This is a genomic window from Micromonospora sp. NPDC047762 (assembly GCF_043204655.1).
Lineage (GTDB): Bacteria > Actinomycetota > Actinomycetes > Mycobacteriales > Micromonosporaceae > Micromonospora.
The window spans coordinates 663,203-687,365 of sequence record NZ_JBIDCQ010000003.1; the positions used below are offsets into that span (position 1 = coordinate 663,203).

General features: G+C 72.2%; 22 protein-coding genes. 18 read left to right on the forward strand and 4 right to left on the reverse strand.

Annotated elements, in window-relative coordinates; all coding sequences use genetic code 11:
• Positions 1-13: 13 nt before the first annotated feature.
• The 12 genes from pheT (at position 14) to argH (ending at position 16,982) form a co-directional block, all read left to right on the forward strand.
• The gene (gene pheT, locus ACGF3C_RS13855; protein WP_393221845.1) at positions 14-2,563 is read left to right on the forward strand and encodes a phenylalanine--tRNA ligase subunit beta; all 2,550 of its coding nucleotides are present in this window, start codon (positions 14-16) and stop codon (positions 2,561-2,563) included.
• A 340-nt stretch (positions 2,564-2,903) separates the two neighbouring features.
• A complete protein-coding gene (locus ACGF3C_RS13860) occupies positions 2,904-3,230 on the forward strand; it encodes a hypothetical protein (RefSeq protein WP_357228808.1) in 327 nt (108 codons plus the stop codon).
• A gap of 16 nt (positions 3,231-3,246) precedes the next feature.
• On the forward strand, positions 3,247-5,355 hold the full coding sequence (locus ACGF3C_RS13865) for an NB-ARC domain-containing protein (RefSeq protein WP_393221848.1): 2,109 nt from the start codon (positions 3,247-3,249) through the stop codon (positions 5,353-5,355).
• 110 nt (positions 5,356-5,465) lie between these two features.
• On the forward strand, positions 5,466-8,312 hold the full coding sequence (locus ACGF3C_RS13870) for a hypothetical protein (protein WP_393221851.1): 2,847 nt from the start codon (positions 5,466-5,468) through the stop codon (positions 8,310-8,312).
• Positions 8,313-8,370: 58 nt separating this feature from the next.
• Positions 8,371-9,372, forward strand: a complete 1,002-nt coding sequence (gene argC / locus ACGF3C_RS13875; protein ID WP_393221854.1) for an N-acetyl-gamma-glutamyl-phosphate reductase — start codon at positions 8,371-8,373, stop codon at positions 9,370-9,372.
• A complete protein-coding gene (gene argJ / locus ACGF3C_RS13880) occupies positions 9,369-10,541 on the forward strand; it encodes a bifunctional glutamate N-acetyltransferase/amino-acid acetyltransferase ArgJ (protein WP_393221857.1) in 1,173 nt (390 codons plus the stop codon). The genes argC and argJ overlap by 4 nt, the downstream gene beginning before the upstream one ends.
• 114 nt (positions 10,542-10,655) lie before the next feature.
• On the forward strand, positions 10,656-11,561 hold the full coding sequence (gene argB / locus ACGF3C_RS13885) for an acetylglutamate kinase (protein WP_393221860.1): 906 nt from the start codon (positions 10,656-10,658) through the stop codon (positions 11,559-11,561).
• Complete coding sequence (locus tag ACGF3C_RS13890) at positions 11,558-12,787, forward strand: acetylornithine transaminase (RefSeq protein ID WP_393221863.1); 1,230 nt, start codon at positions 11,558-11,560, stop codon at positions 12,785-12,787. Before argB ends, ACGF3C_RS13890 begins: the two co-directional genes overlap by 4 nt.
• Complete coding sequence (argF, locus tag ACGF3C_RS13895; RefSeq protein WP_393221866.1) at positions 12,784-13,722, forward strand: ornithine carbamoyltransferase; 939 nt, start codon at positions 12,784-12,786, stop codon at positions 13,720-13,722. The genes ACGF3C_RS13890 and argF overlap by 4 nt, the downstream gene beginning before the upstream one ends.
• Complete coding sequence (locus tag ACGF3C_RS13900) at positions 13,719-14,234, forward strand: arginine repressor (RefSeq protein ID WP_355009159.1); 516 nt, start codon at positions 13,719-13,721, stop codon at positions 14,232-14,234. Before argF ends, ACGF3C_RS13900 begins: the two co-directional genes overlap by 4 nt.
• Positions 14,231-15,442: an argininosuccinate synthase gene (locus ACGF3C_RS13905; protein ID WP_393221870.1), complete on the forward strand. Its 1,212-nt coding sequence runs from the start codon at positions 14,231-14,233 to the stop codon at positions 15,440-15,442. Before ACGF3C_RS13900 ends, ACGF3C_RS13905 begins: the two co-directional genes overlap by 4 nt.
• A gap of 76 nt (positions 15,443-15,518) precedes the next feature.
• Positions 15,519-16,982 carry an argininosuccinate lyase gene (argH, locus tag ACGF3C_RS13910; protein ID WP_366611667.1) on the forward strand — a complete coding sequence of 488 codons (1,464 nt, stop codon included), beginning with the start codon at positions 15,519-15,521 and terminating at the stop codon, positions 16,980-16,982.
• A 43-nt stretch (positions 16,983-17,025) separates the two neighbouring features.
• Here argH and ACGF3C_RS13915 read toward each other — a convergent pair whose 3' ends face one another.
• The 3 genes from ACGF3C_RS13915 to ACGF3C_RS13925 all read right to left on the reverse strand — a co-directional run bounded on the left by ACGF3C_RS13915 (position 17,026) and on the right by ACGF3C_RS13925 (position 18,428).
• Positions 17,026-17,379, reverse strand: coding sequence for an MmcQ/YjbR family DNA-binding protein (locus ACGF3C_RS13915; RefSeq protein WP_357235277.1), 354 nt, complete (start codon positions 17,377-17,379; stop codon positions 17,026-17,028).
• A gap of 81 nt (positions 17,380-17,460) precedes the next feature.
• Positions 17,461-17,886, reverse strand: a complete 426-nt coding sequence (locus ACGF3C_RS13920) for a DNA-binding protein (protein WP_357235280.1) — start codon at positions 17,884-17,886, stop codon at positions 17,461-17,463.
• An 86-nt stretch (positions 17,887-17,972) separates the two neighbouring features.
• Positions 17,973-18,428, reverse strand: a complete 456-nt coding sequence (locus ACGF3C_RS13925) for a hypothetical protein (protein WP_355009154.1) — start codon at positions 18,426-18,428, stop codon at positions 17,973-17,975.
• Positions 18,429-18,612: 184 nt separating this feature from the next.
• Between ACGF3C_RS13925 and ACGF3C_RS13930 the strand changes: the two genes are divergently transcribed.
• The 5 genes from ACGF3C_RS13930 to ACGF3C_RS13950 all read left to right on the forward strand — a co-directional run bounded on the left by ACGF3C_RS13930 (position 18,613) and on the right by ACGF3C_RS13950 (position 22,642).
• Positions 18,613-19,254 carry a DNA-3-methyladenine glycosylase gene (locus tag ACGF3C_RS13930; RefSeq protein WP_357221746.1) on the forward strand — a complete coding sequence of 214 codons (642 nt, stop codon included), beginning with the start codon at positions 18,613-18,615 and terminating at the stop codon, positions 19,252-19,254.
• 86 nt (positions 19,255-19,340) lie between these two features.
• A complete protein-coding gene (locus ACGF3C_RS13935; protein ID WP_393221875.1) occupies positions 19,341-20,426 on the forward strand; it encodes a WD40/YVTN/BNR-like repeat-containing protein in 1,086 nt (361 codons plus the stop codon).
• A 2-nt stretch (positions 20,427-20,428) separates the two neighbouring features.
• A complete protein-coding gene (locus ACGF3C_RS13940) occupies positions 20,429-20,704 on the forward strand; it encodes a ubiquitin-like small modifier protein 1 (protein WP_357221752.1) in 276 nt (91 codons plus the stop codon).
• A 163-nt stretch (positions 20,705-20,867) separates the two neighbouring features.
• Positions 20,868-22,010, forward strand: a complete 1,143-nt coding sequence (locus ACGF3C_RS13945; protein WP_355009150.1) for an LLM class flavin-dependent oxidoreductase — start codon at positions 20,868-20,870, stop codon at positions 22,008-22,010.
• Positions 22,007-22,642, forward strand: a complete 636-nt coding sequence (locus ACGF3C_RS13950) for an FMN reductase (RefSeq protein WP_355009149.1) — start codon at positions 22,007-22,009, stop codon at positions 22,640-22,642. The genes ACGF3C_RS13945 and ACGF3C_RS13950 overlap by 4 nt, the downstream gene beginning before the upstream one ends.
• Here the strand turns inward: ACGF3C_RS13950 and ACGF3C_RS13955 are convergent.
• On the reverse strand, positions 22,635-23,507 hold the full coding sequence (locus ACGF3C_RS13955) for a universal stress protein (RefSeq protein ID WP_357221756.1): 873 nt from the start codon (positions 23,505-23,507) through the stop codon (positions 22,635-22,637). The two genes, ACGF3C_RS13950 and ACGF3C_RS13955, sit on opposite strands and share 8 nt — an antisense overlap.
• 128 nt (positions 23,508-23,635) lie before the next feature.
• On the opposite strand from ACGF3C_RS13955, the gene ACGF3C_RS13960 reads away from it, so the two are divergent.
• Positions 23,636-24,139: an ArsR/SmtB family transcription factor gene (locus ACGF3C_RS13960; protein WP_393221880.1), complete on the forward strand. Its 504-nt coding sequence runs from the start codon at positions 23,636-23,638 to the stop codon at positions 24,137-24,139.
• The last annotated feature ends 24 nt before the right edge of the window (positions 24,140-24,163 follow it).

Genomic DNA, 24,163 nt, shown 5'->3' on the forward strand with positions numbered 1-24,163 from the left:
GTGGTCTGAAGTCATGCGAGTTTCTGTCAGTTGGCTGCGGGAGTACGTCGACCTCCCCGCCGACCTGCCCACCGGTGACCTGGAGCAGGCTCTGGTCGACCTCGGTATCGAGGTCGAGTCCGTGGTGGACCTTCGCGAGAGCGTCACCGGGCAGCTCGTCGTCGGCGAGGTGCGCGCGATCGAGGAGCTGACCGGCTTCAAGAAGCCGATCCGGTTCTGCCGGGTGGACGTGGGTGCCGCCAACGGCACCGGCGAGCCGCAGGAGATCGTCTGCGGGGCGCGTAACTTCGCCGTCGGTGACCGGGTGGTGGTGATCCTGCCCGGTGGTGTGCTGCCCGGCGGGTTCGCGATCGGCGCCCGTAAGACGTACGGGCACAACTCGGCCGGCATGATCTGCTCCGCCAAGGAGCTGGGCCTGGGCGACGACCACTCGGGCATCATCGTGCTGCCGCCGGACGGCGCGGCCAAGCCGGGCGACGACGCGCGGCCCGTCGTCGGCCTGGACGACGTCGTGTTCGAGCTGGAGATCACCCCGGACCGGGGGTACGCGCTGAGCCTGCGCGGCCTGGCCCGGGAGCTGTCGCACGCGTTCGACGTGCCGCTGCGTGATCCCGCCATGGTGCCCGCCCCGGCGGGCACCGAGACGCCGGCGTACCCGGTGGAGGTGCGCGACACGGTCGGCTGCGACCGGTTCACCGCCCGCCTGGTGCGGGGCGTCGACCCGGGCGCGCCCACGCCGTCGTGGATGGCCCAGCGGCTCGTCACGGCCGGCATCCGCAGCATCTCGCTGCCGGTCGACATCACCAACTACGTGATGTTGGAGCTGGGCCAGCCGATGCACGCCTTCGACGCCGACCGGATCGCCGGGCCGCTGGTGGTCCGTCGCGCCGAGGCGGGGGAGAAGCTGACCACCCTGGACGGGGTCAGCCGGGTGCTCACGGCCGACGACATGGTGATTTGCGACGACACCGGGCCGATCTCCCTCGCCGCGGTGATGGGCGGTGAGACCAGCGAGGTCGTCACCGGGGTCACCACCACTGTGCTCTTCGAGGCGGCGCACTGGGACCCGGCGATGGTCGGGCGCACCGCCCGTCGGCACAAGCTGTTCAGCGAGGCCGCGAAGCGCTGGGAGCGGGGCGTCGACCCGGCCGTGCCGCTGGTCGCGCTGGAGCGTGCCGTGCGGCTGCTCACCGAGCACGGCGGTGGCACCCCGAGCGTGGAGATCCTGGACATCGACCACGTCAGGCCGCGTACCCCGATCAGTCTTCCGGCGGACCTGCCGACCCGGCGGGTCGGTGTCGAGTACCCGCCGGCGCGGGTGGTCGCCCTGCTGGAGCGGGTCGGCTGCACTGTCGCGCAGGGCGCGGACCGGTTGTCCGAGGACCCGGGCGCGGTCGGCGTGGCCAGCGGCGTCGGGACGGTGCTGAGCGTCACCCCGCCGACCTGGCGGCCCGACCTGACCGACCCGGCCGACCTGGTCGAGGAGGTGGTCCGCCTCGACGGGTACGACCGGGTGCCGTCGGTGCTGCCGACCGCGCCCGCGGGGCGCGGTCTGACCCCGCGGCAGCGTCGCCGCCGGGCCGTCGCCGGGTCGCTGGCCGAGCGGGGGTACGTGGAGGTGCTCGCGCACCCGTTCGTGTCACCGGAGCTGGCCGACCAGCTCGGCCTGCCGGCCGACGACCCGCGTCGGCCCGCGGTGCGACTGGCCAACCCGCTGTCCGAAGAGGAGCCGCTGCTGCGCACCACGCTGCTCGGCCCGCTGCTCGGCATCCTCAAGCGCAACCTCGGCCGGGGTCACCGCGACCTCGCCCTCTACGAGATCGGTGCGGTCTTCCACCCGCGCGTCGGTGCCGGCAGCCCGCCGGCGATGGGCGTGGACCGGCGTCCCACCGACGAGGAGTTCGCCGCCGCCGACGCGGTGGTGCCGGCGCAGCCGGTGCACGTCGCGGTGGTGCTCTCCGGCGACCTGGACCCGGCCGGCTGGTGGGGTGCGGGTCGACCGGCCGGCTGGGCGGACGCGATCGAGGCCGGCCGTGACGTGCTGGCCGCCGCCGGGATCCCGGACGAGCGGGTCGAGGTGCGTGCCGCCGAGTACGCCCCGTGGCACCCGGGTCGCTGCGCCGAGCTGCGGGTCGACGGCTCGGTCGTCGGACACGCCGGGGAGTTGCACCCGGTGGTGGTGGCGGCGCTGGAGCTGCCCCGCCGCACCAGCGCGATGGAGCTGAACCTCGACACGCTGCCGCCGACCCCGGTGACGCCGGCGCCGACGGTTTCCGGTTTCCCGCCGGCGTTGATCGACGTGGCTCTGGTGGTGGACGAGTCGGTGCCGGCGGAGCAGGTGCGCCGGGCGCTGGAGGCGGGCGCCGGTGAGCTGCTGGAGGACGTGCGGCTGTTCGACGTGTACTCCGGCGCGCAGCTCGGCGCCGGCCGCCGGTCGCTGGCGTACAAGCTCACCTTCCGGGCACCGGACCGGACGCTCACCGTCGAGGAGGCGGTCGCGGCACGGGACGCGGCGGTCGCCGTCGCGGCGGAGCGCCTCGGCGCCACCCTGCGCGGCGCCTGACGCGACTCTCGACGGCCCCGGTACCCGGCAGCGGGTAGCGGGGCCGTCGTCGTGTCGCCGCCGGCTCCGCCGTGTCGGGCTTCCGACAGGCCGCGCCAGCCTTCGCCGTCGGCGACGGTGTCCCCTGGCAGGTCGCGGTGGCGGGGCACCAGGCATCCGTCGCCAATGGCATGTGTCGACGTCGATACAAGACGGCGTTCGGGTGGCCGGCCGGGGGCTCGGCGTCGACGTTGCCGACCGTCTCGCGAGCCTTTCCGAGGTCCACACGAATCGGTAGCCTTGCCTGGCGAAGGGGTGAGCGCCGACGCCTGTCGCAGGCCTTCAGGTCAAGGAGCAGCGCATGATCGAGGCAATTGTCGCCGGGGCGCTCGTCAAGATCGCCGAGGGGTCCGGGGCGGCTCTCGTCGACATGATCCGGCGGCGATTCGTCCGCGGGGACGAGCCGGCGGGGATGCTCGAATCGCTGGACCGGGTCACGCGGGGCGACGCCTCGGCGGACGACGTGGCTCAGCTCCGTGCGCTTCTGGCCCGTCTCGCGGCCGAGGATCCGGAGTTCCTGCGGGAGCTCCGGCAGGGGGCGACGCCGGCTGGCAACACGAACGTGGTGGCCTCCAGCAACGTGGGCAAGCTGGTGCAGGCCCAGCGCGTCGGCGACATCACGATGTAGCCGGAAGGTGACCGACATGGAGCCCGCCTCCGGAAGCTCGTCGCACAACATCGCCGAGGGCCTGTTGGCGCACCAGGTCCTCCAGGTGGGCACCTCCGGCGCGATCTACGTCGAACAGCCGCGCACGGCCGCGCGCGTGCCCGAGCCACCGCACATGCTCCCGGGCGGCATCGGGAGGATCGTCGGCAGGCACCACCTGCTGCACGAGATGGACGAGGCGATGACGACGCCGGGCTCGCGCTGCTGCATGCTCTGGGGGTTGGCCGGCTCGGGAAAGACCACCCTCGCGGTCGCCTGGGCCAGCTCGCGCATCGCCGAATATCCCGACGGGCAGTTCTTCGTCGACATGCGCGCGTACTCCGGCACACCGCGCATCGAGGCCCGGGACGCCCTGCGTAGCTTCCTGGCCACGCTGGGGATCAACCGGTCCGACCTTCCTGACGACGAGGCGGAGTGGGGCGGCGTCTTCCGCGCCGTCACCGCCGGCCGGCGCTGCCTCGTCATCGTGGACAACGTCGGTTCCTACGAGCAGGTTCGGGACCTGGTGCCGGGCTTCGGGTCGGTGTTGGTGGTGACCAGCCGCCGGGCGATCCCCGAGATGAGCGTTCGTCACGACGCCCGGGTCATCAAACTTCCGTTGCTGACCCTCGACGAGGGGGTGGAGCTCATCGCCGAACGTGTGGGGTTCGTCCGCGTCGAACGGGAGCAGGCCGCCGCCCGGCGCATCGTGCAGCTTCTGGAGGGGCATCCGCTGGCGCTAGCAATCGTCTCGGCGAAGCTCGCCATCCAGACCACCTGGACGATCGACGACGCCGCGAGGGGAATCGAGGAGGAGCAGAGCCCACTTCGCTTCCTCGACGACGCCGGTCTGGGCATCGAGGTCGGACGCGTCATCTCCTGGTCACTGGACGACCTCGACGCGGCGACGACGAAGGTCCTCTACGTCGCGTCCATGCTGCCCAGCAACGAATGCTCGGTCGCGGTGCTGTGCCTCGTCCTCGACCAGCCCAGGCGGGTGTGTGACCGCAGTCTTCAAGCCCTGTGCCTGGCATCCCTGATCGACGAGATCAGCCCTGGCCGTTACCGCTTCCACGACCTGATGAAGGCCTATCTCGCGGAGACGCTCGGGCAGGTGCTGGACCCCGCCGAGCAGGAGCTGACCGCGCGCCGCATCCGCACCGTGTACCTGGCGTTGAGCTACGCCGCCGATCGCGCCATCGATCCGCACCGGGACTCCCTGCCGGTGGACCAGGAGCTGCTGGCGGTCGTCGGATCGGTCAGCCTCACGGTGGCGCAGGCCCTCTCCTGGTTCGAGTCGATCACCGCGTCCATGACCTACCTCATCGAGGAGGCCCGGGCCGACGACGACTTCGCCTTCATCACCCGGTTCGCGCGGGCGGTCAACACGTTCCTCTACTGGCGACAGGACGTCACGAGAACGCTGTCCGTCCAGCGGGAGGCTGTCGCCGCGGCGGCCGCCGGCGACCCGGCGATGGAGGCGCTGTCCCGACGCGCACTGGGACGGGCCCTCGCGGACATCGGCCAGCTTGAGCCGGCGAAGGAGCAGTTGCGCGCCTCGATGGCGCTGGACGCGGCGTCCGGCGACGACTCGGGTCGGGCGTCGTCGCATCACGCCATGTCCGAGCTCTGCCTCCGGTCGGGTGACCACCGGGAGGCGCTCCGCTGGGGGTTGCGCGCGGCCCGGGAATCGAGAAACGGCAACAACGTCGTCCGCGAGGCCCGGGGTCTGTACGACGCGGCCCGAGCCCTGAACGAGACCGGCCACCATTCGTGGGCCCGGGGGCTCGGCCTGCGCAGCCTCGCCATGTGCGAGGAGCGCGGCAACGACTACGGCCGGGCTCTGGCCCTGCGTCTGCTCGGCGCGACCGGCCTGCGGTCGGGCGAGGTCGAAGAGGGCTGCACCTGGTTGGAGCGGGCCTGGCGGGTGGAGGAGTCCCTCGGCAACTTCCGTTCCGTCCGGACGATCCTGGGCCAGCTCGAGCAGGCGTACGGTCAGTGCGGGAACGCGAGCGCCGTGGAAGAGGTCCAACGGGCACTGGCCCGCCTGGAGCACTACCCGGATCTCACCCAGTCGACGTTGGTGGTCGGGAGTCCGGCGACATGAGTCCTCGGTACGCGCCGCTCGTCCCGGCTGACGAGCTCGCCAGCCCCGCGTCCTATCGGCAACTGCGGCGGGAGCGGGAAGCCACGAGGTTCCGCCACGATATCGAAGCGATGGTCGACAGAGCCTGCCGGGCGGAGGCGGACGGCCCGCTCCTGCGGAACACCTTCACGTCGCTGAGCGGGAACCTCGCGGCCGAGGGTGCCCTCAGCGTCGCCGGGCTCGTCCCACCCGAGCGTTTCGACAGCGCGCGGCGGGTGTACGACTCGGCGATCGACACCAGGGGCAGCCGTGGCTCGCTGCACAACTACCTGAACGTCGCCGACGCGGGCTCCCTGGTCGAGCACCCTGACTTCCGGGAGGCGTTCTCCCATCCGCTGCTGGTCGCGCTCGTCGCGCACGCCCTCGGCGGGCCCGTGAAGATCATCGACTTGCGGGCCAAGGACACGCAGCCACTCGACGTCGTGGCGCGGGACAACACCCTGCACGTCGACAACAGCCCCTTCATGGACGAGTTCAAGGTGATCGTCACCTGGACGATGGGCACCGGTCGAGGGCCCTCGGGGCAGGGGCTCACCTACCTGCCCCGCACGAATCGGCTCCTGCGGCAGTGCTACGTGGACGACGACGGCACCGTGTGGAGCGACGAGGACAGCTGCATCTTTCCCTCGCAGGCCCGGGTGGACGAGGCGCTCGCCGCCCAGGCCCGTTTCTTCGACGACGGCCTCCCGCGAGTCGTCCATCTTGAGGACATCCCGGCGCCGTGTCACACGATCTTCGCCGCGAGTCGGCTGGTCCATCACCGGTACCGTACGTCCGCCGGCGGGCCACGCAGCGCGATCATGGCGGCGTTCCACCGGACCGACGAGGGCACCGGCTTCCTCGGCGCCAATGACCTTCCGGGGTCGGCTCTCGACCGGTTCCTGTTGGCGAGCGGGGACGGGCGTTCCTTCCTGGAGCTTCTCGCCGACGAGATGCCGCGGGTCGTCGCGGCGCTCGCGGCCGCCGCTTCCCGGCCCGGTTTCGTCGTCGACCCGGACCGGCATCTCCTGCGCGACGAGGGTTTCCGTGCCTGGTACGAGCGGCAGAGCGCGGGCGTCTCCCTCGACCGACTGCGCCGCGCCACGCTGGCCTCGGCCGTCGACGACGACACGCCCCTCGTGCAGCGCCTCGTCCTGCGCATGCAGTACGACCTGCAGGGCGCTCTCAACATGCCGCTCTACACCGACCTGCGGGAGGAGGTGCGCAAGCGGGCGCGGATCGTGATCCGGGAGATGACGCCGGAGCACATCCGGGACATCGTCACGCGGCACGACCTCGGTGCGGTCCTGCGCGCGGAGTCCGCGGCGCCGGGCCGGCCGGTCAGCGAACTCGCCGATGAGCTGCACGACGCGCTGGTAGCTCTGCGGCAGCTCCTGTCGACGGCGGTGGCGTCCCGGCCCGCCGGCCCGGTCTGGGGTTCGACCGACGGGAACGCGGCCGCGCTGTCCCTGCGACGCTTCATCGTCGATCTGTGCGTCGCGGCCGCTGACATCGCCGACGACGCGTCTCTGGCCACCGGGTGTGTGTTCGGTGCCCTCGGCTCCGTGCTGGCCGACGACCTTTTCGACCTGGGCGCTCCGGGCCGCCAGATCACCGGCGAGTTGTTCGGGATGTACATCCGGTTGGCGGCCCCCTCGCTGGGCGAACGATGCCCGGCACCTCCGGAGAAGGAGAAGCTGGACACCTATCTCGAATCCGTGAACGAGGAGAGGCAGACCGCCAAGCTGGCGTCCGAGGTCTGGTTTCAGGCCGCTTCCGCCGAGGTGACCGCGCGCAACGACGATTTCGTTCGCACGCTGCTGCGGGGTGTGCTGCCGCCGGGGCGACCCTCGCCGGAGTCCGGCGATCTCGGCGCGCTGCTGGCGGATCCCGTCGCGCTCAGCGCGTACTACTGGGAGCGGGTCGTGACCGGGAAATCGGTGGCGGTGCGCTTCGGCGCTGCCGATCTCGACACCCTCGACGGCTACTTCGGGCTGACGGCCGGCCGGAGCCTGCCGGACGCTGTCGCTCGGCTACGCGAGGAGACCACCCCGGGCTCACCGGCCGCGCACCTGCTCCGGGGCATCGAGCGGCTCGCGTCACGACGGGGCCAGTCTCACGCCGAGGCGTGCCGGGATGTCATGAGCCGCTTGTCGACGCACTGGCCGGACCTTGCCCGACGGTGTCGGGGCGGCCCGGACGCCGTACCGCTGCCGGCCGAGCGCATCCTCTCGACGCTTGACGACGCGATCGGCGTCGCGGGCGAGGAGGACCGGCGCCCGCGCCGGTCGTCGCCGAGTTTCCCCGTGCCGGGGGCGGGGGCGGCCGAGGTGTTGTTGACGACCGCCGAGGCGCGGGAGTTGGCCCGCGTGTACATGCTCGCCCGGCTCTGCTTCAGCGCTGAGGAGTTCCGGATCGCGCAGCTGCTGGCCGGTGATCCGCGGGTCCGGTACGCCGTCCTCGCCACCCACCTGTACCTGGTCTCCGAGGTGTCGCGGTCGGCGGCGGAACTGGTCGAAGGTTGGGGCACGGCGAAGGTCCTGCTGCCCTTCACCGAGGCCTTCGTCAACGTCTCCGGCTACTCGTCGTCAGTCGTCGATCTCGCGCCGAACCCGAAACTGATCACGGTCATCAGCAACAACCTGTTGCCGGCCGTGGCCGGCGAGTTGCTGAGGCGGGACGCCACCGTCGACGAGGTGGATGCGGACATTCTGGCCGCAGGTGTCCAGGCAGCCGTGCAACGAGGCGTCTTCGACGTCACCATCGGCCTGTTCAACCAGGCCGAACGGCGGGACGTGGTGTCCCTGTCCGGCCTCAGCCGGCGGGTCTGTCCGGCGGTCCGGCCGTTCGGCGCGTTCTGTCGGCGTTGGCTGCCGTACTTCTTCGACCGTCATCCCAGCACACCCACCGGCTGCACTTTCATGCAGTGCTTCACATAAAATTGCAGTCATCGCGTCCTACTGCTAGCCTTCGCTGCATAGTCATGCGGAGGTGAGTATGGGGATCCGAGTCGCGGTCGCCGGAGCGAGCGGGTACGCCGGGGGCGAGCTGCTGCGCCTGATCGCCGGGCACCCGGAGTTCGACCTGGTCGCCGCCACCGCGCACAGCCAGGCCGGGCACCGCGTCGACGTGGTGCACCCGCAGCTCACCGGGCTCGACCTGGTGCTGGGCGAGACCGATCCGGCGGTCCTGGCCGATGCGGACCTGGTCTTCCTGGCCCTGCCGCACGGACAGTCGGCGGCTCTCGCGGCCCAGCTCCCGGCCGAGGTGCGGATCGTCGACCTGGGTGCCGACCACCGGCTGGCCGACCCGTACGCCTGGGCGCAGTACTACGGCGGCACGCACGCCGGGCAGTGGACCTACGGCCTGCCCGAGTTGCCCGGTCAGCGGGAGCTGATCGCCGGCTCCACCCGGGTGGCGAACACCGGTTGCTACGCCGCGGCGATCACCCTGGCGCTCGCGCCGCTGATCGCCGACGGCGCGGCCAACCCCGCCGACGTGGTGGTGGTCGCCGCCTCCGGCACCTCCGGCGCGGGCCGGGCGGCCAAGGCGCACCTGTTGGCCAGCGAGGTGATGGGCGACCTGTCGCCGTACCGGGTGGGCACCCACCAGCACGTTCCGGAGATCAAGCAGGCCACCGGCGCGACCGGGCTGTCGTTCACCCCGGTTCTGGCGCCGATGCCGCGCGGCATCCTGGCCACCGTCACCGCGGTGCCGGCGCGTGGCGTCGACCCGCAGGAGGTGCTGGCCCGGGCGTACGCTGACGCGTCGTTCGTGCACGTGCTGCCGGAGGGCCGCTGGCCGCACACGGCCGCGACCCTCGGCTCCAACTCGTGTCACCTGCAGGCCACCGTCGACGTCGACTCGGGTCGTCTGATCGTGGTCAGCGCGTTGGACAACCTGGGTAAGGGCGCGGCCGGTCAGGCCGTGCAGAACGCCAACCTGATGCTCGGCCTGCCGGAGACGACGGGCCTGTCGATCTGGGGAGTCACCCCTTGAGTGTCACCGCCCCTCGGGGGTTCCGAGCGGCCGGTGTGGCCGCCGGCCTCAAGACCGGCGGCGGCGCGGACGTGGCCCTGGTGGTGAACGACGGCCCGGACGCCGGTGTAGCCGGTGTCTTCACCACCAACCGGGTCAGGGCGGCGCCGGTGCGCTGGACCCAGCAGGTCGTGCAGGGCGGTGTGGTCCGCGCCGTGGTGCTCAACTCCGGTGGCGCCAACGCCTGCACCGGTCCGGCCGGCTTCCAGGACACGCACGCCACCGCCGAGCACACCGCCGCCGCGCTGACCTCGGTCAGCCCCCGGTTGATCCTCGGCGCCGGTGATGTGGCGGTCTGCTCGACCGGCCTCATCGGTGAGCGGCTGCCGATGCCGAAGCTGCTGCCGGGCGTCCGCTCGGCGATCCGTCGGCTGTCCCGCGACGGTGGCCGGGCCGCCGCCGAGGCGATCATGACCACGGACACCCGGCCGAAGACCACTGTGATCCGGGGGAGCGGCTGGACGGTCGGCGGCATGGCCAAGGGCGCGGGGATGCTCGCGCCCGGGATGGCCACCATGCTCTGCGTGTTGACCACGGACGCGGTGGCCGGGCCGGCGACGTTGGACGAGGCGTTGCGGGCGGCCACCCGGGTCAGCTTCGACCGGGTCGACTCCGACGGCTGCATGTCCACGAACGACACGGTGTTGCTGCTTGCCAGCGGCGCGAGCGGCATCGAGCCGACGCCGGCCGAGCTGGCCGCCGCCGTCACCGCGGCCTGTCACGACCTGGCCCAGCAGTTGGTGGCTGACGCCGAGGGCGCCACCAAGCAGATCGCCATCGACGTGGTCGGCGCGGCGGACGAGGACGAGGCGGTCGAGGTGGGCCGTGCGGTGGCCCGTAACAACCTGGTCAAGACGGCGCTGTTCGGCAACGACCCGAACTGGGGTCGGATCCTCGCCGCCGTCGGTACCACCGCTGCCGCGTTCGAGCCGGACGAGGTGGACGTGGCGGTCAACGGGGTGTGGGTGTGCCGGGGCGGCGCCGCGGCCGAGGACCGCTCGAAGGTCGACCTGACCGGGCGGGACGTGACCATCCGGATCGACCTGCACGCGGGTACGTCGGCCGCCACGATCTGGACCAACGACCTGTCCCACGCGTACGTGCACGAGAATTCGGCGTACTCCACGTGAGCGCGAGGAACGCAGCGCAGCGGAGTCCCGCAGTCGCGAACGGAAGGCGGGCGCGGTGAGCGCGAGGAACGCAGCGCAGCGGAGTCCCGCAGTCGCGAACGAAAGGCCGGTGCGGTGAGCCTGAGCAGCGATCTGGCTCGTGCCCAGGTCAAGGCGGAGACGTTGATCGAGGCGTTGCCCTGGTTGGCGCGCTTCACCGGCTCGACGGTCGTGGTCAAGTACGGCGGCAACGCGATGACCGATCCGGAGTTGCAGCGGGCGTTCGCGGCGGACATGGTCTTCCTGCGCTACGCCGGCCTGAAGCCCGTGGTGGTGCACGGAGGCGGTCCGCAGATCTCGGCCATGCTGGGTCGCCTCGGCATCGCCAGCGAGTTCCGGGGTGGTCTGCGGGTGACCACCGCGGAGGCGATGGACGTGGTCCGGATGGTGCTGGTCGGTCAGGTGGGCCGGGAGCTGGTGGGTCTGATCAACTCGCACGGCCCGTACGCCGTCGGGCTCTCGGGCGAGGACGCCCGGCTGTTCACCGCGGTGCGGCGTCCGGCGTACGTGGACGGGGTGCCGGTCGACGTGGGTCAGGTCGGGGACGTCGAGTCGGTCGACGTGTCCGCGGTGACCGACCTGATCGAGGCGGGTCGGATTCCGGTGATCTCCACGGTGGCGCCGGACGTGGAGGGGGTGCTGCACAACCTCAACGCGGACACCGCCGCCGCCGCGCTGGCCATCGCGTTGCAGGCCCGCAAGCTGGTCGTGCTCACCGACGTGGCCGGCCTGTACGCGGACTGGCCGGACACCAGCAGCCTGGTCTCCGAGATCGCCGCGGACGATCTGGCGAAGCTGCTGCCCAGCCTGGAGTCGGGCATGGTGCCGAAGATGGAGGCGTGCCTGCGAGCGGTGCGTGGGGGAGTGCCCGCCGCGCACGTCGTCGACGGCCGGGTGGCGCACTCCACGTTGCTTGAGGTGTTCACCTCGGAAGGGTTCGGAACGATGGTGGTGCCGGGAGACGGGACGGACGCGACATGAGCACGTTGGCGCAGCGGTGGAAGCAGTCCATGATGGACAACTACGGCACGCCGCCGATGGCGTTGGTCTCCGGTCAGGGTGCCGTCGTGGTCGACGACGCGGGCCGGGAGTACCTGGACCTGGTGGGTGGTATTGCGGTCAACGCCCTCGGTCACGCCCACCCGGCGGTGGTGGCGGCGGTGTCGAAGCAGGTCGCGACCCTTGGGCACGTCTCCAACCTCTATGTGGCCGAGCCGCCGGTGGCCCTCGCCGAACTGCTGTTGGCGCTCGCCGGCCGACCGGGCCGGGTGTTCTTCGCCAACTCGGGCGCGGAGGCTAACGAGGCGGCGTTCAAGCTCTCCCGGCGCACCGGCCGCACCCAGGTGGTGGCCACCAGGGGCGGCTTCCACGGCCGCACCATGGGCGCCCTCGCGCTGACCGGTCAACCGGCCAAGGTCGACCCGTTCCGGCCGCTGCCCGGCGAGGTGACCCACGTCGACTACGGCGATGTCGCCGCCCTCGAAGCGGCCGTGTCCGAGGCGACCGCCATGGTGATCCTGGAACCGGTCCAGGGGGAGAACGGCGTGCTGGTTCCGCCGGCCGGCTACCTCGCCGAGGCCCGGCGGATCACCGCCCGGCACGGCGCGCTGCTGGTCCTCGACGAGGTGCAGACCGGTGTGGGGCGTACCGGGCACTGGTTCGCGCACCAGGCCGAGGGTGTGGAGCCGGACGTGGTCACCCTGGCGAAGGGGCTGGGTGGCGGTCTGCCCATCGGTGCGACGCTGGCCTTCGGCCCCGCCGCGGACCTGCTCACGCCCGGCTCGCACGGCACCACGTTCGGCGGCAACCCGGTCAGTTGCGCGGCGGCGCTCGCCGTGGTGGCGACCATCGCCAACGAGGGCCTTCTCGACAACGTCAAGCGGGTCGGCGAGCGGTTGCGGCGCGGCATCGAGGCGCTGGGCCACCCGCTGATCGGCGAGGTACGCGGGTCCGGGCTGCTGCTCGGTGTGGCGCTCACCGCGCCGGTGTCGTCGGTGCTGGCCGAGGCGCTGCGGGAAGCCGGCTTCCTGGTCAACCCGGTGCAGCCGGGTGTGATCCGGCTGGCCCCACCGCTGATCCTCACCGCCGCCCAGGCGGACTCGTTCCTCGCGGCGCTGCCCGCAGCACTGGACGCGACCGCCCCGGCCGCTGCCGGCGCGCAGACCGCACCAGCCACACTGACCACCACGACGGGGACGACTCGATGACCCGGCACTTCCTGCGCGACGACGACCTTTCGCCGGCTGAACAGTCCGCTGTCCTCGACCTGGCGGCGGGCATGAAGGCGGACCGGTTCGGCCACCGACCGCTGGTCGGCCCCCGCTCGGTGGCGGTGCTCTTCGACAAGCAGAGCCTGCGGACCAGGATCTCGTTCGACGCCGGGATCGCCGAGCTGGGCGGGCACCCTCTGGTGGTGGACACGCAGGTCACCCACTTCGGTCGCGGGGAGTCGCTCGCCGACGCGGGGCGGGTGCTGTCCCGCTACGTCGCGGCGATCGTGCTGCGGACCCACGGTGACGAGCGGATCGCCGAGGTGGCGGCGGGCGCGACCGTGCCGGTGGTCAACGCGCTCACCGACGGTTTCCACCCGTGCCAGCTGCTGGCCGACCTGCTCACCATCCGGGAGCGGTGCGGTGGCACGGCCGGGCGCACCCTGGCGTACGTGGGGGACGGCGCGAACAACATGGCGCAGTCGTACCTGCTGGCCGGGGCGACGGCCGGGATGCACGTGCGGATCGCCGGCCCGGCCGGGTTCGCGCCGGACGAGGCGGTGGTGCGACGGGCCGCTGAGATCGCCGCGGAGACCGGCGGGTCGGTGCGGGTGCTGACCGACCCGGCCCAGGCGGTACGCGACGCCGACGTGCTGGCCACCGACACCTGGACGTCGATGGGGCAGGAGTCCGACGGGTTGGACCGGATCACCCCGTTCCTGCCGTACCAGGTCAACAAGGAGCTGCTCGGTCAGGCCGCACCGGACGCGATCGTGCTGCACTGCCTGCCCGCACACCGCGGTGAGGAGATCACCGACGAGGTGCTCGACGGCCCGCAGAGCGCTGTCTTCGACCAGGCGGAGAACCGGCTGCACGCCCAGAAGGCGCTGTTGACGTTCCTGCTGGAGCCCGCTGCGGGAGGGCCGCGATGACCGCGCCGCTGACTCGCGCGGCCCGCCACGCCCGGATCGTGGAGCTGATCCGCGACCGGCCGATCCGGTCGCAGACCGAGCTGGCGGATCTGCTCGCCGCCGACGGCGTCGGCGTCACCCAGGCCACCCTCTCGCGGGACCTGGAAGAGTTGGGCGCGGTCAAGGTGCGCGGCGGCGACGGTCCGGCCGTCTACCTGATTCCCGAGGACGGGCAGCGGCCGTTGCGCGACGCCGAGGCCGCGCCGGCCCGGTTGGTACGGCTGCTGCGCGAACTGCTCAACGGGGTCGACTCCAGCGGCAACATCGCCGTGCTGCGGACACCGCCGGGCGCAGCCCAGTACCTGGCCAGCGCGTTGGACCGGGCGGGCCTGCCCGAGATCGTCGGCACCATCGCCGGCGACGACACCATCCTCGTCGTGGCCCGTGAGGCCGTCGGTGGGGCCGCGCTCGGAGACAAGCTCGCCGGTTGGGCCCGCCGGGACGACACCGCTGAAGGGAACACCACGTCATGACCGAGCGGGTCGTGCTCGCGTACTCCGGCGGGTTGGACACCTCAGTCGCCATTCCGTACCTGTCGGAGCAGACCGGCGCCGAGGTGATCGCGGTCGCGGTCGACGTCGGGCAGGGCGGTGAGGATCTCGACGCCATCCGGCAGCGTGCCCTGGACTGCGGCGCCGCCGAGTCCGAGGTGGTGGACGCGCGCGACGAGTTCGCCGCCGACTACTGCCTGCCGGCGATCCGGGCCAACGCGCTCTACATGGACCGCTACCCACTGGTGTCGGCGCTGTCCCGGCCGCTGATCGTCAGGCACCTGGTGGCGGCGGCGCGCACGCACGGCGGCACGATCGTGTCGCACGGCTGCACCGGCAAGGGCAACGACCAGGTCCGGTTCGAGGTGGGCCTGAACGCGCTCGCCCCCGACCTGAAGATCATCGCGCCGGCCCGGGACTTCGCCTGGACCCGGGACAAGGCGATCGCCTTCGCCGAGGAGAAGGGGCTGCCGATCGACGTGTCGGCCAGGTCGCCGTACTCCATTGACCAGAACCTGTGGGGTCGCGCGGTGGAGACCGGCTTCCTGGAGGACATCTGGAACGCCCCCGTCGAGGACCTCTACTCGTACACCTCCGACCCGACCCAGGAGCGCGACCCCGACGAGGTTGTGATCACCTTCGACGGCGGTGTGCCGGTGGCGATCGACGGTGAGACGGTCACCCCGTACCAGGCGATCCTGGAGCTCAACCGGCGCGCCGGCGCTCAGGGCGTGGGTCGCCTCGACATGGTCGAGGACCGCCTGGTCGGCATCAAGAGCCGTGAGGTGTACGAGGCGCCCGGCGCGATCGCCCTGATCACCGCCCATCAGGAGCTGGAGGCGGTGACCGTCGAGCGGGACCTGGCCCGGTTCAAGAAGGGCGTCGATCAGCGCTGGGGCGAACTCGTCTACGACGGGCTGTGGTTCTCGCCGCTGAAGGCGTCGCTGGACGCGTTCATCGACGACGCGCAGCGGCACGTGAGCGGCGAGGTGCGGATGATCCTGCACGGCGGCCGGGCCACGGTGACCGGCCGGCGCTCCGAGGCGAGCCTCTACGACTTCCAGATGGCCACCTACGACACCGGCGACACCTTCGACCAGTCCCTGGCGAAGGGTTTCGTGCAGCTGTGGGGGCTGCCGAGCCGGATGGCCGCGGCTCGGGACGCCCGGTTGGGCGGTGGCGGACAGTGACACGTGTGAGCGCGAAGACTGATCAAGCGCGGCAAGCGGGCCCCGCAGTCGCGAGCGAAAGGCAACCAACGCGATGATGGGCGACGTGGACGACAAGAGCCTGACCGAGAACAGCGCCGCCACCAACCGGACGAGCCTATGGGGTGGCCGGTTCGCGGGCGGCCCCGCCGAGGCGCTCGCCCGACTGTCGGTGAGCGTGCAGTTCGACTGGCGCCTGGCCCCGTACGACATCGCCGGTTCCCGGGCGCACGCCCGGGTCCTGGCCGGCGCCGGCCTGCTCGATCCGGAGGAACTGGGCCGGATGCTGGCCGCGTTGGACGACCTGGAGGCCGCCTGCGCCTCCGGAACGTTCCGCCCCACCATCGACGACGAGGACGTGCACACCGCGCTGGAGCGCGGTCTGCTGGAGCGTCTCGGCAGCCTCGGTGGCAAGCTGCGCGCCGGCCGGTCCCGCAACGACCAGGTCGCCACCGACCTGCGGCTCTACCTGCGCGACCACGCCCGCGGCGTGGCCAGCCGCCTGGTCGAGTTGGCGGAGGCGCTGGTCGAGCAGGCCGAGCGGCACATCGACACCGCCGCGCCGGGCATGACCCACCTCCAGCACGCCCAGCCTGTCACCTTCGGGCACTGGCTGCTCGCCCACGTGCAGCCGCTGCTGCGCGACCTCGAACGGCTGCGCGACTGGGACCACCGGGCGGCGATCAGCCCGCTCGGCGCGGGCGCCCTGGCCGGTTCCGGGCTCCCACTGGACCCGGTGGCGGTGGCCAAGGAGTTGGGCTTCCGTACGTCGTTCGCCAACTCGATGGACGCCGTCGCCGACCGGGACTTCGTGGCCGAGTTTCTCTTCACCACCGCCCTGATCGGGGTGCACCTGTCCCGGCTCGGCGAGGAGGTGGTGCTCTGGACCTCGCACGAGTTCGGCTGGGTGGAGCTGGACGACTCCTTCGCCACCGGCTCGTCGATCATGCCGCAGAAGAAGAACGCGGACATCGCCGAGCTGGCCCGGGGCAAGTCCGGGCGTCTGGTCGGCGGCCTGATGACAGTGCTCACCATGCTCAAGGGCCTGCCGATGACCTATGACCGGGACATGCAGGAGGACAAGGAGCCGGCCTTCGACGCGGTCGACACCCTGGAGCTGCTGCTTCCGGCCCTGGCGGGAATGATCTCCACGATGACGGTCCGGGTGGACCGCCTCGTCGCCGCCGCCCCGGTCGGCTTCTCCCTCGCCACCGAGGTCGCCGACTGGCTGGTCCGACGCAACGTGCCGTTCCGCGACGCGCACGAGATCACCGGCCAGTTGGTGGCGCTCTGCGCTGCTCGGGAGTGCGAGCTCAACGACGTCTCCGACGAGGACCTGGCCGCGATCAGCGGGCACCTCGACCCGTCGGTGCGCGACGTGCTCTCGGTCCGTTCGGCTCTCGCGGCCCGGACCACCCCCGGTTCCACCGGCCCCGGCCCGGTCGCCGACCAGCTCGCCGCCGCGGCGGATCGGCTGGCAGGGTGGCGGGAGTGGGCCACCGAGCGGGTCGTTCCGCGCTGAGCCGTGCCGTGGCGTCGGCGCCTGCCGCCGGCGCCGCGGCGGTTCAGGCCGTCGGGCGCTCCCGCTTGGGGAGCTTGGCCACCACCATGTCGTACGACGAGTCGACAGCCTCGGTCAGCTCGTCGTCGTCGATCCCGCCGTTGAGGCACAGAGTGTTCCATCCGGACCGGCCGATGTAGGCCATCACGCTGGCGTCGTCGGGGTGCCGGTGCAGCCACTCGTCGGCCACCTCCCGGGTCGCCCCGCACTTGATGCCGACCGTGGGCTTGCCGCTGTCGCTGCCGAGGAACGCGAAGATCCGGCTGCCCACCTTCACCACCTCGTCGCCCTCCCACGGCTGGTCCAGCCACGCTCCCGGCTTGGCCAGGCAGTACGCCAGCATCTCCGCGCGCTCCATGGGTGCCTCCTCGTCGTGCGCACAGTGTGCCCGCCCGACTGCTGTCGCACACGCGCCGTGCCGGTCCGACGGGCGCGGTCGTCAGGAGGTCTGGTCGGCCGAGCGGGCGGCGACCCGCTCGTAGCGCTGCCGGGCCGCCTGCGCGCTGCCCAACCCCAGCCCGTACGCGATCGCCTGCCAGGTCAGCCCCCGGTCGCGGGCCAGCGTCAGCAGGCCGGCCTCCAGGGCGTCCAGTTCGGCGCGGACGTGGGGCAGCAGGGTCAGAGCGGCGGTCAGGTCGGCGGCGTCGATCGGCTCCTCAGCGGGTTCGCGTTCGGCCCCGCCGGCGGCCAGCGCGGTGACCAGGGCGACCGCCTCCCACGGGTCGAGCACGTACGGGTGGGCCCACCGGCCCCGCCGGGTGTCGGTGCCGGCGTGCCGCTCGCTGATCCGCTGTAACGCCTCGTGGGTGCGGTGGGCGCGGGCCCGGCCCGGGTCCGGCGCGGTGAAGATGTCCTCGGTCGTCATACCCCGAGCACATCGTATGAACATCCGATTGTCAACAGATTGTTGAAGCCTGGCGGCACGGGCATGCCGTGCCGCCAGGCGACGCCTCAGCGCACCAGGTTGAACTGGCGCTCGCCGAAGATGGGTGTGCAGTACGGGTCGCAGGGGCTCGCGGTCACCACACCGAACGCGACGCCCGCTGCGAACGGACGCTCGACCGGGATCACCGCGACCCGCACCTCCTGGGTGCCCTCCGCGCAGGTGACCCTCCGAACCGTCGTGCCCGCGCGCATCGTCTGGCCGACCGCCTGCGCGACCTTGACCGTGACGTCGAACTCGAGGGCCTTCGAGCAGGTCACGGTGACCGGCACGATCGCCGCCGCGCCGTTCGCCTCGATCTTGCCCGTTGCGCCGACCGCGATTGTGGGCAGCGCCGCGTTGTCGGCCTGCGCCGCGGCCCGCAGCGGGACGCTCGCGCTGGCCGACGGGGTGAAGGCCAGGGTCGCGGCTGCCGCGATCAGGCCGGTGGCGATCAGTGGTAGCCGGATGCTCCGTACGGTCATGGTGAATTCCTCCCGTGATGTCGTCGCCCCGTGCGACGACATCGGGAACACTCCCGAGCCGACGGTCCGGTTTCACTGTTCGGCCAACTGTCTGGTGTGCGACGTGAGTGTTGTTCGGGCCGGCGCTCAGTGGTCGGCGCGCCCGGCCGGGTGCCGGGGAACCGGGATGGGTACGGTCGGAGTCATGGCCCTGTCGTCCGGTGACCGCAGCACCGACACCGACCTGGCGGCGCTGGCGGACCTGCTCGCCGGTCCGGTGCTGCCGGCGGCGCGTGGGCTGCTGGGCTGCCGGCTGTACGCCGGCGGGGTCACCGTCCGGATCACCGAGGTCGAGGCGTACGCGGGCAGTGGCGGCGATCCCGCCTCGCACGCCCATCGGGGCCGCACCCCGCGCAACGCCGTGATGTTCGGCCCCGCCGGGCACGCCTACGTCTACTTCACCTACGGCATGCACTGGTGCGTGAACGTGGTCACCGGGGTCGAGGGGGAGGCTTCCGCCGTGCTGCTGCGCGCCGGCGCGGTGGTCGACGGGCTGGCCACGGCACGGGAGCGCCGGCCAGCCGTCCGGCGGGAGGTGGATCTGGCCCGCGGGCCCGCCCGGCTCTGCTCCGCGCTCGGCATCGACCGTGAGGCGTACGGGGTGGACCTGCTCGGCGACGGCCCGGTCCGCCTGCGGCCGCCGGCCGATCCGGTGCCGCCGGAGACGGTGGTGGCGGGTCCCCGGGTCGGGGTGACCGGCGCGCACGATCTGCCCTGGCGGTTCTGGCTGGACGGTGACCCGACGGTCAGCGCGTACCGCCGGCACGTGCCGCGGGTCCGACGCTGACCGACCTGCGGCGTGTGGGCGGCGGAGGTTGTCGCAGGGTGTGGCCATAATCACCGGACCTGCTCACCGACGGTTCGGAGGACGTCATGGCGACACTGCTCGCGATCGGCACAGCCAAGGGATTGTTTCTCGCCACCAGCACCGACGAGCGGCGCAGTTGGGAGATCACCGGTCCGCACTTTCCGATGACGGGTGTCTACGCGGTCGCCGTCGACACCCGACATTCCACCCCGCGGCTGCTCGCCGGCATGACCAGCTCCCACTTCGGCCCCAGCGTCGCCACCAGCGACGACCTCGGCGCTTCCTGGGACGAGCCCGACCAGGCGCCGGTCGCGTTTCCGGCTGACACCGGCGTCTCCCTCGGCCGGGTGTGGCAGTTGATGCCGGCCGGCCCCGACGAGCCGGACGTGGTCTGGGCCGGCACCGAGCCCTCGGCGTTGTTCAGGTCCACCGACGGCGGCCGCAGCTTCGAGCTGGTCCGTTCCCTCTGGGACCATCCGCACCGCCCCCAGTGGGAGGCCGGCTTCGGTGGTCAGGCCGTGCACACGGTGCTGCCCCACCCGCGTGACCCCGCGCGGCTGCTGGTCGCCATGTCCACCGGCGGGGTCTACCGCTCGGAGGACGCAGGGGCGAGCTGGGCGCCGGGCAACACCGGCATCCGCGCCTACTTCATGCCCGACGAGTGGCCGGAGTTCGGCCAGTGCGTGCACAAGGTCGCCCGGGACGCGGCCAACCCCGAGCGGCTGTACGCGCAGAACCACCACGGTGTCTACCGTTCCGACGACGACGGGCGCACCTGGTCCTCGATCGCCGACGGGCTGCCCAGCGACTTCGGCTTCCCGATGGTGGCCCACCCGGGGCGCGGCGGCACGGTGTGGACCTTCCCCTTGGTGGCCGACGGCGAGCGGTTCCCGACCGACCACCGCTGTCGGGTGTTCCGTTCCGTCGACGCCGGCGGCAAGTGGGAGCCGCTGTCGGTGGGGCTGCCCGAGGGCCCGTTCTATCCGGCGGTGCTGCGCGACGCGATGTGCGCCGACGACGCCAGCCCCGGTGGGGTCTACTTCGGCACCCGCTCCGGCTCGGTCTTCGCCAGCCGCGACGAGGGTGACTCCTGGGCCCTGATCGCGGCGCACCTGCCCGACGTGCTCTGCGTCCGCGCCGCGGAGGTCTGAGCGTGGTCACCGTGCTGCTGCCCGGCCCGCTGCGCGGCGAGGCCGGGGGCGCGAGTCGGCTGACCGTCACCGCCGCCGGGACGCTGCGGGCGGTCCTCGACGAGATGGCCGTCGCGCACCCCCGGCTGGCCCGGCGCATCCGCGACGAGCGTGGTGAGCTGCGCCGCTACGTCAACGTCTTCGTCGACGGGGAAGACTGCCGGCACTCCGGTGGCCTGGCCACCCCCGTCGAGGACGGCGCGGAGGTGCAGGTTCTGCCGTCGGTGGCGGGCGGCTGAGAGGGCCGACACCGAGGGGAGACCTTCGACCTGATGTCCGCTTACGGAGGTGACCGGCGCCACTGCGAGGCGTACCGCCGACGGAATAGTTGCGTCGTCAAATAAGTTGTGAGCTGCGTCCGGGTACCACGACGGCACCCGGTTGACACGCGAGGAGCTGGTCATGCAGTTCGGAATCTTCACCGTCGGTGACGTCACGGTCGATCCGACCACCGGTCGGGAGCCGACCGAGCGTGAGCGGATCAAGGCGATGGTCGCGATCGCGTTGAAGGCCGAGGAGGTCGGCCTGGATGTCTTCGCCACCGGCGAGCACCACAACCCGCCGTTCGTGCCGTCGTCACCGACCACCATGCTCGGCTACATCGCGGCGCGTACCGAGCGGCTGCTGCTGTCCACCGCCACCACGCTGATCACCACGAACGACCCGGTGAAGATCGCCGAGGACTACGCGATGCTCCAGCACCTCTCCGACGGCCGGGTGGACCTCATGATGGGCCGCGGCAACACCGGCCCGGTCTACCCGTGGTTCGGCAAGGACATTCGCGCCGGCATCCCCCTGGCCATCGAGAACTACGACCTGCTGCACCGGCTGTGGCGCGAGGACGTGGTCGACTGGAAGGGCAAGTACCGCACCCCGCTGCAGTCGTTCACCTCGACGCCGCGCCCGCTCGACGGCGTGCCTCCGTTCGTCTGGCACGGCTCGATCCGCAGCCCGGAGATCGCCGAGCAGGCCGCGTACTACGGTGACGGCTTCTTCGCCAACCACATCTTCTGGCCCAAGGAGCACACCCAGCGGATGATCGCGCTCTACCGCCAGCGGTACGCGCACTACGGCCACGGCTCCGCCGACCAGGCCATCGTCGGCCTCGGTGGGCAGGTGTTCATGCGCCGCAACTCGCAGGACGCGGTCCGGGAGTTCCGGCCCTACTTCGACAACGCCCCGGTCTACGGGCACGGGCCGTCGCTGGAGGACTTCACCCGGGAGACCCCGCTGACCGTGGGCAGCCCGCAGCAGGTCATCGACCGCACGCTCGGCTTCCGGGAGTACGTCGGTGACTACCAGCGGCAGCTGTTCCTGATGGACCACGCCGGGTTGCCGCTGAAGACCGTGCTGGAGCAGCTCGACCTGCTCGGCGAGGAGGTCGTGCCGGTGCTGCGCAAGGAGTTCGCCGCGAGACGTCCGGCGCACGTGCCGGCGGCGCCGACGCACGCCTCGCTGGTCGCCGCCGCGGGCGGCGCCAAGGACAGCACAGTGCACGCCGTCGACGACGTGACGGGCAAGGCGCCGGAGGGGGCGACCCGATGACCCACCGCACCCTGGCCGTGATCTCGGCAGGGCTGAGTCAGCCCTCGTCGACCCGGCTGCTCGCCGACCAGCTCGCCGCGGCCACCCGCGACGAGTTGGTCCGGCGCGGCTCCGACGTGCAGCTGCACGTCGTGGACCTGCGCGAGTACGCCCACGACGTGGTGAACAACATGCTCACCGGGTTCGCGCCGGCAGCGCTGCGCGAGGTCGTCGACACGGTGACCGGGGCGGACGGGCTCATCGCCGTCACCCCGATCTTCAGCGCCTCGTACAACGGGCTGTTCAAGTCCTTCTTCGACGTGTTGGATTCCGAGTCGCTGGTCGACCGGCCGGTGCTGATCGGCGCGACCGGCGGCACCGCCCGGCACTCGTTGGCACTGGAGCACGCCGTCCGCCCGATGTTCGCCTACCTTCGGTCGGTGGTCGTCCCGACGGCGGTCTTCGCCGCTCCGGAGGACTGGTCCGACGGCACCGCCGACGGCGCGTTGCGCGCCCGGATCCGGCGCGCTGCCGGGGAGTTGGCCGACCAGATCGAGCGGCGGCCACCGGCCACCGGGCCGGCCGATCCGTTCGCCCTCACCACCGACTTCCTGCAGATGCTCGGCCGAGGGGACGGCGCGCCGGTCAGCTGACCGGGTGGGCGACCAGCACCGGGCAGTGCGCGTGCTGGATCGCCGCCTGACTGACCGACCCGAGCAACAGACCGGCGAAACCGGCCCGGCCCCGGGTGCCCACGACCAGCAGCGCCGCCGTGCCGCTGGCCTCGATGAGCCCCTGGGCCGCGCCGGCCGCCCGGACCGGATGCTCCCGCACCACCAGGTCGGGGTGTTCGGCGCGCACCACGGCGGAGGCGTCGGCCAGGAGTCGCACCACGTCGGCCTGGTACGCGGCCTGCGACTCCTCGATCTCCTCCGGCACCGTCCGGTCCGCGTCCGCAGGACCGACGTGCACCAGCACCAGCGGCACGTCCCGCAGCGCCGCCTCGTCGGCGCCCAGGCCCACGGCGAGCCGGGACGACTCGGACCCGTCCACGCCGACCAGCACCGGGCCGTCCACCGGGATCGGCTGCTCGTCCGGGCGGACCACCAGCACCGGGCAGTGGGCGTGCGCGGCCACCTGCGCGCCGACCGAGCCGAGCAGCAGCCCGGTGAACCCGCCCAGACCGCGGCTGCCCACCACCACCAGCTCCGCCCGTCGGGACTCCTCGATCATGGTGGCCCCCGGGCCCCCGAGGACCTGACGCACCTCGGCGGCGAGGCCGGGCCACCGGTCGGTCAGCTCGGCCGCCGTGCGCTCCAGCATCTGCTGCGCCTCCGCGGAGGGCGGGGGCACCCCGATGTCGTACGGGTTGAGCGGCACGCCGTAGCCGGACGGATGCAGGTACCCGTGTACCAGGAGCAGCGGTCGAGACCGGAGCACGGCGGCCCGCGCCGCGTGTTCGGCGGCGACGAGGCTGGACGGCGATCCGTCCACGCCCACCACGACAGGTCGGTTCATCGGCGCTCCCTGGGTCGGTCAGCTCATTGTCGACCGCTCGGCCGCACCGCAAGGTCCGGACGCGCCGGTTCCGGGATCGCGCCGTTCCGGCACTTGCACGTAACTACGTATGTTCGTAGTATCGACGTATGGACTCCGTGGAAGATCGGCTCGCCGCGCTGGAGGCACAGGTTGCCGCGTTGAGCGAGCGGCCCGCCGCCGCGCCGCCACCACCACCCGCGCCGGAGGGCACCTTCTGGGCACTCGACGGCCTCAAGCAGCGCCTGCCACCCGACGGGTCGGGCGCGGTGCTCTACACCGGCACCGTCCGCGTCGCCGGCCAGCACTACGACTGGCAGTACGGCCGCACCGTCGACGACCTGCTCGCCGCCGACTGGACGGACCTGCCCAGCACCCTCTCCGCGTTGGCCCACCCGGTGCGGCTGCGGCTCCTGCGGGAGATCCTCGGCGGCCGGCAGAGCACCAGCGAGCTGGCCGAGATCGAGGAGTTGGGCACCACCGGCCAACTGCATCACCACCTGCGCCAGATCACCGCCGCCGGTTGGCTGCGCAGCGCCGGCCGAGGCCGGTACGCGGTCCCCGCCGAACGCGTGGTGCCGCTGCTGGCCATCCTCGCCGCCGCCGGCCGCTGACCAGACGCGGCTCGGCCGCCCATC